Source organism: Kribbella sp. NPDC048837 (assembly GCF_055586945.1).
The window spans coordinates 1,267,823-1,279,233 of record NZ_JBVJHF010000002.1 but is presented as its reverse complement, the minus strand read 5'-3'; the positions used below and the strand labels follow the sequence as shown (position 1 = coordinate 1,279,233).

The 11,411-nt window shown below is 68.4% G+C and carries 10 protein-coding genes; 5 read left to right on the top strand and 5 right to left on the bottom strand.

The features are described 5' to 3' along the window. Positions 1-89: 89 nt before the first annotated feature. Complete coding sequence (locus tag ACZ6O0_RS14105; RefSeq protein ID WP_465765261.1) at positions 90-815, top strand: hypothetical protein; 726 nt, start codon at positions 90-92, stop codon at positions 813-815. Continuing rightward, positions 812-1,537 carry a hypothetical protein gene (locus ACZ6O0_RS14100; protein WP_465765260.1) on the top strand — a complete coding sequence of 242 codons (726 nt, stop codon included), beginning with the start codon at positions 812-814 and terminating at the stop codon, positions 1,535-1,537. Before ACZ6O0_RS14105 ends, ACZ6O0_RS14100 begins: the two co-directional genes overlap by 4 nt. A 557-nt stretch (positions 1,538-2,094) precedes the next feature. On the opposite strand, the gene ACZ6O0_RS14095 is transcribed toward ACZ6O0_RS14100, so the two are convergent. Then, positions 2,095-2,844, bottom strand: coding sequence for a dienelactone hydrolase family protein (locus ACZ6O0_RS14095; RefSeq protein ID WP_465765259.1), 750 nt, complete (start codon positions 2,842-2,844; stop codon positions 2,095-2,097). A 287-nt stretch (positions 2,845-3,131) separates the two neighbouring features. On the opposite strand from ACZ6O0_RS14095, the gene ACZ6O0_RS14090 reads away from it, so the two are divergent. Together ACZ6O0_RS14090 and ACZ6O0_RS14085 are read left to right on the top strand one after the other, a co-directional pair. Then, complete coding sequence (locus ACZ6O0_RS14090; RefSeq protein WP_465765258.1) at positions 3,132-4,490, top strand: serine hydrolase domain-containing protein; 1,359 nt, start codon at positions 3,132-3,134, stop codon at positions 4,488-4,490. Between the two features lie 106 nt (positions 4,491-4,596). Next, positions 4,597-5,466, top strand: a complete 870-nt coding sequence (locus ACZ6O0_RS14085) for a peptidylprolyl isomerase (RefSeq protein ID WP_465765257.1) — start codon at positions 4,597-4,599, stop codon at positions 5,464-5,466. Between the two features lie 136 nt (positions 5,467-5,602). Here the strand turns inward: ACZ6O0_RS14085 and ACZ6O0_RS14080 are convergent, their stop codons facing one another. The 3 genes from ACZ6O0_RS14080 to ACZ6O0_RS14070 all read right to left on the bottom strand — a co-directional run bounded on the left by ACZ6O0_RS14080 (position 5,603) and on the right by ACZ6O0_RS14070 (position 9,450). Then, entirely contained in the window at positions 5,603-6,754 is a 1,152-nt protein-coding gene (locus ACZ6O0_RS14080) for a glycoside hydrolase family 76 protein (protein WP_465765256.1), read from the bottom strand. Positions 6,755-6,832: 78 nt separating this feature from the next. Next, the gene (locus ACZ6O0_RS14075) at positions 6,833-8,056 is read right to left on the bottom strand and encodes a SpoIID/LytB domain-containing protein (protein WP_465765255.1); all 1,224 of its coding nucleotides are present in this window, start codon (positions 8,054-8,056) and stop codon (positions 6,833-6,835) included. Then, entirely contained in the window at positions 8,053-9,450 is a 1,398-nt protein-coding gene (locus ACZ6O0_RS14070) for an N-acetylmuramoyl-L-alanine amidase (protein ID WP_465765254.1), read from the bottom strand. The genes ACZ6O0_RS14075 and ACZ6O0_RS14070 overlap by 4 nt, the downstream gene beginning before the upstream one ends. Before the next feature lie 156 nt (positions 9,451-9,606). Here ACZ6O0_RS14070 and ACZ6O0_RS14065 point away from each other — a divergent pair, with 156 nt between their 5' ends. Then, positions 9,607-10,437 carry a hypothetical protein gene (locus tag ACZ6O0_RS14065; protein ID WP_465765253.1) on the top strand — a complete coding sequence of 277 codons (831 nt, stop codon included), beginning with the start codon at positions 9,607-9,609 and terminating at the stop codon, positions 10,435-10,437. A gap of 62 nt (positions 10,438-10,499) precedes the next feature. Here ACZ6O0_RS14065 and ACZ6O0_RS14060 read toward each other — a convergent pair whose 3' ends face one another. Next, the gene (locus ACZ6O0_RS14060) at positions 10,500-11,384 is read right to left on the bottom strand and encodes a hypothetical protein (RefSeq protein ID WP_465765252.1); all 885 of its coding nucleotides are present in this window, start codon (positions 11,382-11,384) and stop codon (positions 10,500-10,502) included. Positions 11,385-11,411: the final 27 nt, after the last annotated feature.

Genomic DNA, 11,411 nt, shown 5'->3' with positions numbered 1-11,411 from the left:
ACGCAGGGCTTTCGATATTGCGCAGCACACGACATGCCCTCCCGGCGTCAGGTACGGCGATCTCACGTTCCGCGTGATCCGGAGGCTGCATGCTGCACGGGGCATCTCAAGTACGACGACTGCTGCCGAAACTCACGTCCTCGACCGCATTGGGCCGTGCGGCGATGTCGACCGCACTAGGCATGGTGATGTCTGCCGTGGTCGACGTGGTGGTGTCGACGGGGCTTGGTGCGGTGTCGGGGAACGGGCTCGGGGTGGTGACTGTTACGCCGTCGCCGGGGCCGGCTTCGTCGGGTTCGGGATTTGACGCGAGTTCGTTCTTCACGGGGGCCGCGGTCGCGACCGTGCTTGCCGCGGTGATCGGGGCTGTGTCGGCGTGGCGGCGAGCTAAGAAGGAGCGGGCTGAGTCGCTCGAGGATCAACGGAGCAAGGCTCGGGAAGACGCCGTACAGCGGCAGCGCGACGCCGGGCAGGAGTTGCAAGGGAAGGCGATCACTCTGGCCGAGGCCGCCGTGCTGGGTTATGCCGGCAAGACCTCGGCCGAGATCGCTGCACCTGGTACGGAACTCGTGAGGGCATGGCAAAGCCTTCAGAGCTCAGCCAGGGAAGCCTGGACGACGCTCGGCGCCGAGGACGACCTCACGCCACTAATGGGTGCGGTCAATGCAGCGGTCAAGGGTCTGCTCGACTCGGCAACGGCCGGAAAGGTCGACGCACCCCAAGCGAGCCGGAGCCTCGAGGCGCTCAACGACAGCGTGATCGCACTCGGGCAAAGAGCCCTGGAAGTGCTCCAAACCAAGGGGGGATCTGAATGAGGACGGTCATCCGCTTGGCTGCGGCAACAGTGATTGTCGGCGGCTGCCTGCTGCCCGCCGCGGCAACCCAGGCATATGCCGCGACCGCTGCATTCACGACGACGGCCGCGTCCACCACAACCGCCGCATCCGGCGAGACCGGTGCAGCCGGTGCGTACGGCGCGACCAGTGCGACCGGCGTCTTCGGCGGGATCGTGGGCGGTGGCCGGATTGTGGTGCCGATGGTGGACTCTGGGGGGATCGATGCTTCGGATGTTTATGTCGCGTTGGCTGGGTTCTGGGGTGGGGCGGTGACGGCCGGGGTCGTTGCGGTTGCGCGGCAGGGGCGGCAGAACCAGCGGCGTGTGAGCGAACAGGAGCGTCGGGCGGCCGAGGAAGGGCGTCGGGCCGATGTGCAGCGGCAGGTTGAGGCGGCGAAGAAGGCGGTTGCGACGTGCATGGCAGCTGTGCAGACGCTGGTGACTGCTCGCAAGCTGGGACTGGAGGGGAATGTTCTCGAGCACGTCCAAATCGCCAACCAGGCCATGGCGGAACTTCAGGTCAGTCCTCTGTGGCCTGAGTTGATCGACAAGGACGGGAAGGATCGGTTGGGGCCGGCACTGAACGCCGTCATCCTGGCGAACTACGACGGTGATGCACTGGCCGTTACCAGGTTCTACAAACTCGCCGAAGTCATGGTCGCCACCCTGAACGCCTGGCCCCCGGACCGAGCAGCCGCCTAGCCTCCGAAGGCGCCCCCGCGTGTAGCCATGGCCACGGGGAGCGCGGCTGGATGGGGCTTGCCGGGTGTTGTCAGGGTGGGTGGGACTTGCCGAGTGTTGTCGGCGGTGGGGGCTTGCCCCGCTGTTGCCGGAGGCGGGTGGGGCTTGCCCGCCGTTGTCGGAGGTGGTGGGGCTTGCCGGCCGTTGTCGGAGGTGGGCGGGGCTGCCGCCGTTGTCGGAGGTGGGCCGGTTTGCCGGGTGTTGTCGGAGGTCGGTCGGGCCTGCGGCCGTTGTCGGAGGTAGGTCGGGCCTGCCGGCCGTTGTCCGGGGCGGTCGGGGAATGCCGCGTTGTCGGGGTGGTTGGGGCATGCCGCGTTGTCGGGGTGGTTGGGGCATGCCGCGTTGTCGGGGGCGGTGGGGCTTGCTGGTTGTTGTGGGGATGCGCCGGCGGGCTGCTGCGGTTGTGGGCGTGCTGCGATCGGCAGGGGTGCACTCGTGGCAGCAGGCCCGCCGGCTTGGGTGGATGCCGGGGGCGACGGCGAGTGGTCAGGTTGGCGGGGCCGGTGGGGCTGGGGCGGTTATGACTCGGGCTGGGTGAAGTGGCGGTTGAAAAAAGCCACTGAGTCTTCTACCTCGAACCAGGGGACCTGGTGGTGGGTGCCTGGGTTGGCGTGGAGGGTTTTGTGTTTGGAGGCGAAGGCGTCGTAGAGGTCGAGGCCGGACTGGCGGTCGATCTCGTCGTCGTCCCACGGGAGGAGGAACTGGATCGGGATCGTGATCCGGCGGGCCGCTTCGGTGAGGGCGTCGTAGACGAAGACTCCGCCGAAGACGGCGGCGGTGATGCGGGGGTCTACGGCTGCCAGTTCGAGGCCGATGGCGCTGGCGAGCGTCATGCCGGTGTAGCCGATCGGCGCCGCCGTACCGATCTCGGGGAGTGCTTGGAGGGCGTCGATGGTTGCCTGCCATTCCGGCACGGCACGTGCCGTCAGCGAGCTGTTGTAGTCGATGATGATCGGGCCTAGGGGCTCGCCGGCGGCCCGGGCGTTGAGGAGGCCGGCGACCCATTGCTCATCCTGTGGTGTGCGGGGCCGGTCGCCGTGGCCGGGCGCGTCGATGGCGGCGGCGGTGAAGCCGCAGGTGGTGACGTAGTGACGGGCTCGGGCGACGAGGCCTGGTGCCAGCTTGTGCAGGCCGCCGGGGTGGCCCATCAGGATCAGGGGTGCGCGATCGGCGCCTGACTCGGGCGACCACAGGACGCCGGGGATGTCGTCCAGCGTGAAGGTGCGTTCGATGACACCGTTCGACGATGTCTCAGCGATGAAATGCATGGGAGTGCCTTTCGGGAGTGCCTTGTCATGACGGCGCTCCCGGCGACCCCTGGGTCAGTCGCCGCGCCGTGACGAACAAGGAAGCGCCCACAGCGAAACAGCGTTCATCGGGCACCACCTCCTGGCGTCAGTCACGGACTCCGAGCGACGGTACCAGCCCGAGCGGCCCCTCGCCCCTCCTTTTCCATCGACGACTTGAACAAAGTTCAAAACTCTCTTGCACACTGTTCAATCGCCGGGCTACGCTCCACCTGAACTTAGTTCAAGTCAAGAAGGAGTGAGGGACGATGCAGGACGAGCTGGCGGGGTTCGTGGCGAAGACCGCCGCGGAGTTCGGGATCCCCGGCGTCGCGGTCGGCGTACTGATGGACGGCCAGGAGGTCGTCGTCACGCACGGAGTGACGAGTGTCGACAATCCACAGCCGATCGACCGGGACACCCTCTTCCACATCGCGTCGGTGACCAAGACGTTCACCGCGACCGCGTTGCTGCGGCTGGTGTCGCAGGGCAAGGTCGACCTCGACGCACCCGTACTGCGGTATGTCCCGGAGCTGAAGCTGATGGACCAGGACGTGGCCGAGCGGATCACGGTGCTGAACCTGCTCAACCACACCGCGGGCCTGGACTGGAACCTGATCGACCCCGGTGACGGCGACCAGTCGCTGGCGGCGTTCGTGGAGAAGCTGGCGACGCTGCCGATCATCGCGGCTCCCGGCAGCCGAGCGTCGTACAGCCAGGCCGGGTACAACCTGGCCGGCCGGATCATCGAGAACGTCACCGGGATGCCGTACGAGAAAGCGATCGCCGAGCTGCTGCTGGAGCCGCTGGAACTGTCGAACACGGTCTTCGACCTGGACGACGTGATCATCCGGAAGTTTGCCGTCGGCCACAACCCGGACGAGGACGGTACGCCGCGGCCGGCCGTGCCGTGGAAGGCGAATCGGGCCGGGGAACGCGGCAACAACCCCGGCGGCGGCGCGGTCTCGACCGTCGGCGATTTGTTGCAGTGGGCAAAGTTCCACCTGGGGACGGGTGCCGGGTTGTTGCCGGCCGAAGCGCTGCACGGGATGCGCGAGCGGACGGTCGAGCTGCGGGCCAGCACGATGGGCGACGGGTTCGGCATCTGCTGGTTCCTGCGGGAGATCGACGGCGTGCGGACGATCGGGCACGGCGGTTCGGGCAACGGGCAGTACGCCGAGCTGCTCGTCGTACCCGACCGGGACTTCGCGGTCGTGTCACTCGCCAACGCCGGGCCGGACGGGTACGCCTTCAACCAAGCCGTGGGGCGCTGGACGCTGGAGAACTACCTCGGCCTGGTCGAGCACGAGCCGGAGCCGGTCCCGTACGACGAGGCGCGGGCGCGCGAGGTGGTCGGACGGTACGGGAACGACGCGATGAACCTGGACCTCGCCACCGACGGCACCCAGGTCACGCTCGCGGTCGAGATCAAGCCCGAACTCCGCGAGGCCTCCGACGTCGAGATGCCCCCGGACCTGCCCGCGGCCCCGATCGGCTTCCTCCCCGCCGACGAGTACGTCGTCACCGCCGGCGCCCTCGCCGGCCAGCGCGGCTACGTCAGCCGCACCCCGGAAGGCCGGATCACCGGTATCGACCTGGCCGGCCGCCTCTTCACCCGCACGACCTGACCGTCGCCAGGCGGTGTCAGTCACAGGATTGCGGCTGGATTAACAGACAGTTCTCAGGTTGAGGTTGTAGGTTCCCTGCAGACATTCCGGTGAGGAGGGTTCCTGCATGTCCAAGAAGACCCATCAGCAGCAGCTTGCGCAGCGGAAGGCCAAGCGGCAGGCCGAGCGGGAAGCTGAGCGGCGACGGCAGCGGCGGAACGTGGCGATCACGATCACGGCGATCGCGGCGGTGGTTGTGGTCGTGGTCGGGGTCTTCGTGGTGTTCGCTCCCGGGGGCGGCGACGACAGTCCGGCGGCGGCGGCGCCGACCGAGCTGCCCTCGTCGGCCGGGCCGGACAACAAGGCGACCAACATCCCGACCGCGCTGGCGGCTCCGCTGAAGCGGCCGACGCCGCTGCCGGCCGAGGTGAGCTGCACGTACAAGAAGAGCGCCGAGCCGGCGAGCAAGAAGGTGAACCCGCCGGCCGACGGGAAGGCCAAGGCGTCGGGTACGTCGAAGGTCAGCCTCAACACCTCCATCGGCGACCTGCAGCTCACGCTGGACAGCGCGCTGGCGCCGTGCACGGTGAAGAACTTCCTCAGCCTGGTCGGGCAGAAGTTCTACGACAACACCAAGTGCCACCGGATGACGGTCGGCGAGGGTCTGCAGGTGCTGCAGTGTGGTGACCCGACCGGTACCGGCGGTGGCGGGCCGGGCTACTCGTTCGCGGACGAGGTGTACCCGACGCTGAAGTACGGTCGCGGCGTGCTGGCGATGGCGAACTCCGGGGCGAACACGAACGGGAGCCAGTTCTTCATCGTGTACGGCGATGCGTCCGGTCTCGGGCCGCAGTACACGGCGTTCGGGACGGTCGACGCGGCCGGGCTGAAGCTCATCGACCAGGTCGCGCGCACCGGTGTCACTCCGCAGAACGGTCCCACGGATGGCACCCCCATCACCCCGGTAGAAATCAAAACAGCAACCGCCGCAGCCTGATCAACAACCGCGCCGCCCGTCCCCTGCGGGGACGGGCGGCGCGGTGTTCAAAGCAGGTAGGCACCCGAGCCTGTTCTCCTCCTCCCGTCCGTCCCCGAAGGGGGCGGGCGGTGCTACTCCTGCTCGCCCGGGGTGGTCAGGCCAGGAGGCCGTACTTGGAGCGGGGCCAGGCCAGGAGGGCGTGGATCTGGGTGATGCCGGATTGCTGGAGGAGTTCTACCGGGCCTTCGTCGAAGTGGTAGAGGTTGGTGGCGGGGTCGCGGGTGGTGTTCCAGTTGTCGTCGGCGTAGGCCTGCATGGCCTTGCGGTAGCGGGGGTCGGGCGCCACCGAGTCGAGGATCAGCAGGTTCTTGAACCAGATCGAGTTGAACGCGGCGCCCTGCTTGGCCAGCACGTCCCGCGTGCTGTAGAAAGCGAGCGACGCGCTGGCGACGGACTTGGCCTCGTCCAGGTACTGACGCTTACCCGTTGCCTTGTACAACAATACCCCGGCGCCGAGCATGACGCCCTGGTTGTAGCTCCACTGCGTCTTCTCGATGTTTCCGGCCAGGTCGATGTGGTCCCAGTACAGACCGTTCGGCGCCAGCATGCAGTCCTGCGCCCACTTGTACATCGTCTGCGCCCAGGTCAGGTACGACCGGTCCCGCGTCAGCAGATACAGGTGCGCGCCGAGCTCAGCCCCCGGCCCGTTCGACACCGTGTTGCGGTCCTGGCTCCACGGCGCCTGGGTCCAGTAGACGCCACCGGCGCACGGATGCGACGGATCGGTATCCCACCCGTGCACGACCAGCGCGAAGATCTCCTGAGCCCGAGCCAGCGCCGCACGGTCACCAGTCCGCTTGTAGCGCTGGATCAGGTTCAGTCCGATCCACTCGTTGTCGTCGTAGAACTTGTCCCCACCCTGACCCAGCGGCGGCCGGACGTACGAGTCGTACCCCTTCGGCGTCGTCCCGGCGTTCCAGTACGGCTCGTACGCCGCGAGCCGCCGGTCGGCCTCCTCCGACGCCTTCCGCCCGGCGCCCGGCACACCGGCCAGGTTCTCCGCGGCGATGGCAGCCTGCGAGTACGGCCAGACGTACGAGTACGGGTTGGTCTGCGTGTTCGGGTACTCCTCGAGCAGCAGTCCCTGGCCCGCGTCGAAGTACTTGTTGATCGCGTCGTACGACGCCTGCGCACGAGCTGCCGGATTCGTCCCGGCGTCGGCCGCGGGCATGGTCAGCGACCCGAGGACGGCGACCGCGAGCACTCCGGCCGCGATCCGAGTTGATATACCAATTTTCCTGCGCATCGAGCTACATCCTCCTGGGCGGTGGTGATTGACATCGATGTCACGTTCTAACCGGCTCGGGGATGCGGCGTCAATGGCTCAGCGGCCGGCGTCCTCGACGGGATTGGTTGGCATATCAAGCGGACGGACCGGGAACGCGATCCAGCCGGACTTCAGATGCAGCCGGATCCGGACCTGATCGGCTGTGAGCACCCGGCGGCCCTTGGACCCGACCGCCTCGACGGTGAGCGCCCGGCCGCCGGATGGGCCGATGCCGGTCCGCTTCAGCACCCGCAGGCTCCGGATCGACCCGACGTCGAAGACGGCCTGCAGCTCGGCCGCCGTCCGCGTCACCGTCCAGGTCACGTTGGGGTTCCCGTTCCCCGGGTACGCGTCCCAGCTGTCCGCCTTCATCACCTGGTACGGCACTGCACCCGTCGCGGTCGCCCCGCCGTTCGACGAGGAGAACTCGGCGATGATCGGCTTGCCCTGGTAGAGCCGCACCTGTCCCGCGGTCGCGGCGATCGCGGTGTTCGTCGACGCCTTCTCCGAGTCGTAGCCGCCGTACACCTGACAGGACGTGGTGTCACACAGGTCGTACGCCTTCCGCGTGGCCCGGCTCCGGTGGAACACGGAATAGGTGCGCGCGGCAACAGCCTGCGCCTGCAGAGCCGCCGGACGCCAACTGGACAAGGCCTCCCGGGATACGACGCCACGCAGGTAGTACTCGAGCGACACGACGTTCACCGTGTCCAGGTGCGCGCCGGACACGTCGATGGCCCGGAGTGCGCCGCGATACCGGCGTACCGCGCCACTCGGCAGCACCAGCCCGATCACGGCCGCACCCTCGAACTGCGTCATCCCGGTGAACGTCTTCCACAGCGTCCATTTCCGCGTCTTCGCGTCGAACGAGCTGACCTTCGTGCCGTGATCGCCGGACGGGTCGATCGACCACTGGTTCCGGTTCGCTGCCCTGGGCACCAAATAGACCTTGCCGGTGGCAAACGAGCGCACGCTCAGACCATTGACGGCGCCGACCCGGACCCCGTCGGTGGTGTCCGCGCTGATCCGGACCCGGATGCTGCCGGTCGTCTTGCCGGTCGTCGTCCCCGGGTAGTAGAAGTCCAGGATCTGCCGGACCGACTTCCCGGCGATGGCCGCGCCCTGGGCGCCGTACTGCGACATGCCGCGGCCGTGCCCGAAGCCGCGGCCGGCGATCGTGGTGTCGGGGACGGTGGCCTTCGGCTCGACCGGGCTCGCCTGCGCACTCGCGCTGATCAGCGCGGAGGATAGGACGACGGCGGCGATCGCACGCTTCTTCATGACGCACTCCCGTACTGGACGTAGACCTTGTCCTGACGCTGGTTGTAGATGAGCCAGCCACGCTGGAACTTCTGCTTCGAGCCGCCCTCGACCGCGTACGACTCGGTGATCGGCAGCCCGAGGCGGGCGCTGCCCGCGCCGAGGCGCCGGTAGCGGGTCCGGAACACACCGGCGGTCGAATGGGTGCCGGAGGCAACGGAGTAGAAGACGTCCCGGGTGGCGAAGTACGTCGCCCAGCCGGTCCTCGTCCGGTGTTCACCCCAGAACGGCTGCCCCAGGGACCGGAAGCCGATCCTCCGCGCGAACCGGTAGATCGGCGTCGCGACGCTGCCGCCGATCAGCGTGTTGACTCGTTGCTTCAGCCAACCGAGTTTGTTGTACAGCTGCGTGCCCGGGCACGCGGTCGCCTTGGTGTCGCGGTGCCCGGACACGGTGTGCAGCCGGCTCCCGTCGAGCACGATCGTTGCCAACGGCGACCGATAGTTCGCGTCCAGCTTCCAGGCGATCACCCGGGCCGTCGTCTCCAGCATCGCCCGCGGTGGCGTGGCTTTCTCGAAGTTGCCGATCACCGCGACGCCGAACGAGTTCGCGTTGTACGACGCGGTGTGCGCACCGAGCACCGGCAGCTGCGCACCGCCGTACCGGCCCTCGAACGCGCGGCCGAAGCGGTCGACCAGGAAGTTGTAACCGAGGTCGCACCAGCCGCGGCTCTTCACGTGGTACGTGTACATCGCACGCACCATCGCCGGGACCTGCACCCGCGTGTAGTCGTTGCGATCGGCGGTGTGGTGGACGAACGCGGCCATCACAGTGGTCGTGTACTTCGGTCGCGCGCACGCCACCCCGTTGAAACTCCGCAGCCGCTCGTCGGCACCCCACCGCTTCCGGCTCACCATGACCGGCATCGGGTACGGCGCCCTGCTCGCCTCGGGCTCGATGACGCCGGCGGCCTGCGGTTCGTCGGCGTCGGTGGCCAGTACGCCGGGCTGGATCAGGATCACCTTGGCGTCGCTGACCGTCGTACCGCTGCTGGTCACGGCGCTGGCCTGCACGCCGGTCGCGTCGCCGACCCACAGCGGTTCGGTTCCGGCGCGCTCAACTCCTTCGGGCACCGATGGATCCGGCCCGTGGTCGTCCTCGACGTGCAGGGCTTCCCAGTCGGTCCACTGGCCGTTGCGTTCCACGCGGACCTTGGCCTGCACCGCGCCGGCGCCTTCGGGCCAGGTGATGCCGACCATCCCGAAGGGCTTCGTCCCGGCCCGCACCGCCGGCCCGTCGAGCGCGATCTCCTGGTACGACGAATCCGTCGACGGCGCCTGGGGAGCCGGGCCGGCGGGGAGGACCAGGGCGACGCCCGTCGCCGCGAGGGTCAGGAGGCGCGCGGTCTTGCCCATGGAACAGCCTTCCGGCGGGGGACGACGGTCGCTGGGCGGCGCTCATCGATTATGCGCGTTGGGTGACCGCTTTCCCGGTATTGCGTCACCCTGCGTGGCGTGCGCACCTTGCGGAGTTCGATAGGCTCGGTGTAAAGCCCGGGAGGAAGGCCTGTCATGACCACCATCCTGATCATCGCGCTCGTGGTGATCGCCGTTCTGGCATACCGTTCGTACCGCCGGACCCAGCTGCAGAACCGCAAGCAGCACGAGATCACGGCCACCGAGCTGGAGTCGGTGAAGCGCACCGCCGACGAGGACATCACCCGCTTCGGCGAGGAGCTGCAGGACCTCGACCTGGAGATGGTCGGCAAGGACCTCGGCGACGGGGCCCGGCAGGACTACCAGCGCGCGCTGGACTCGTACGAGTCGGCCAAGCAGGCGGTCGGCCAGGTCACCCAGGCCGACCAGATCAAGCACGTGATCGAGATCCTCGAGGACGGCCGGTACGCCGCGACCTGTGTGCGCGCCCGGGTGAACGGCGAGCCGCTGCCGCAGCGCCGTCCGTCCTGTTTCTTCAACCCGCAGCACGGCCCGTCCGTCGTGGACGTGATGTGGGCGCCGCCCGGTGGCGCGCCGCGGGAGGTGCCGGCCTGCGCGGCCGACGCCGAGCGGGTCCGCGCCGGTGCCGAGCCGGACGTCCGCAAGGTCATGGTCGGCCCGCAGCGGGTGCCGTACTGGGAGGCCGGCCCGGCCTACTCGCCGTACGCGCAGGGCATGTTCGGCGCCCTCGGCGGCGTGATGACCGGCATGTTCCTCGGCACGATGCTCGGCGGCATGTTCGCCGGCGGCGGCTACGGCGACTACGCGGCCGGCTACGACGCCGGCATGGCCGACGGCGGTGGCGACGGTGGTGACGGCGGCGGCGACTTCAACATGGGCGACTCCGGCGGCGGAGACTCCGGCGGCTGGGACTTCGGCGGCGGAGACTTCGGCGGCGACTTCTAGCCTCGCAACTCCACAGAGCCCCGGGCGACCAATCGGTCCCCGGGGCTCCGTCGTTGACGGGGTTACTCGCCGAAGAGCGGGGCGTTTCCCTCGGCGGTTTGGAGGGAGTAGACGGGGTCCTTGTAGGTGCCGGGGACTTTGCCCAGGCCCTTGATGACGGTGGTGGCGCCGGTGGCGTGGCTGATGGCGTAGAGGTAGGCGGAGCCGGTGTCCTTGTCGATGGCGGTGAGGAGGGTGCTTTGGGTGCCGCACTTCTCGGCGACCAGGAACTCGAAGCCTTGCCAGGTGGAGGCGCGGAGCTGCTTGAGGACCGGCTTGGCGGTGCCTACCGGGATGTGGAGTGTGTAGAGGCCGCCGGCCTTGGTGGTCAGCAGGAAGGTGTCGTAGGTCTTGGTCTCGCTGATCAGGGCCATGGTCTTCACGTTCGCGTAGCCCGTGTAGCGGGTGACCACCCGGCCCTCGGTGCGGTACAGCACACCGTCACCGCGCAACCTGTAGGAGGCTCCCCGGACCGTCGCGCCCCAGTAGAACGAGGACTCGATCGCGATGTAGCCGTTGTACCCGGCGCCCTGTGACTTCAGGCTGCTGGTCGGCGACCCGTCCGAGGCGTGGCCGTACGACGCGTAGTACAGCGTCGAGTTGAGGATGACGTCGCCGTACGTCGTGTCGCCGGCCGGGACGTCGAGCGTCGTCGTCCAGGTCGAGCTGAGTTTCGCGAGGCCGGGTGTGAACAGATGGACGCCGGTCGACTGCTTCGCCGTGATCGGCGACGACGCGGTGATGCCCGAGTAGCCGAGGTTGCCGCCGCTGGTGATCGAGCCGACGGTCATCTGGCAGGCCGCGGTCGCCGACGCGACCGCCGCTTTGGCCGGAACGGTTGCCAAGGTCCCCAGCAGTACGGCGGTCGCCGCCGCGGCGGAGGCTCGTTTCAAGGTCAGAGTCTTCACACTGAGCTTGATACGGCCCCCGCCGCA

Excerpts from the sequence above, each read along its gene's own strand:
- ACZ6O0_RS14105 (WP_465765261.1), top strand. The coding sequence starts at position 90 with ATGCTGCACGGGGCATCTCAAGTACGACGACTGCTGCCGAAACTCACG.
- ACZ6O0_RS14100 (WP_465765260.1), top strand. The coding sequence starts at position 812 with ATGAGGACGGTCATCCGCTTGGCTGCGGCAACAGTGATTGTCGGCGGC.
- ACZ6O0_RS14095 (WP_465765259.1), bottom strand. The coding sequence starts at position 2,844 with ATGCATTTCATCGCTGAGACATCGTCGAACGGTGTCATCGAACGCACC.
- ACZ6O0_RS14090 (WP_465765258.1), top strand. The coding sequence starts at position 3,132 with ATGCAGGACGAGCTGGCGGGGTTCGTGGCGAAGACCGCCGCGGAGTTC.
- ACZ6O0_RS14085 (WP_465765257.1), top strand. The coding sequence starts at position 4,597 with ATGTCCAAGAAGACCCATCAGCAGCAGCTTGCGCAGCGGAAGGCCAAG.
- ACZ6O0_RS14080 (WP_465765256.1), bottom strand. The coding sequence starts at position 6,754 with ATGCGCAGGAAAATTGGTATATCAACTCGGATCGCGGCCGGAGTGCTC.
- ACZ6O0_RS14075 (WP_465765255.1), bottom strand. The coding sequence starts at position 8,056 with ATGAAGAAGCGTGCGATCGCCGCCGTCGTCCTATCCTCCGCGCTGATC.
- ACZ6O0_RS14070 (WP_465765254.1), bottom strand. The coding sequence starts at position 9,450 with ATGGGCAAGACCGCGCGCCTCCTGACCCTCGCGGCGACGGGCGTCGCC.
- ACZ6O0_RS14065 (WP_465765253.1), top strand. The coding sequence starts at position 9,607 with ATGACCACCATCCTGATCATCGCGCTCGTGGTGATCGCCGTTCTGGCA.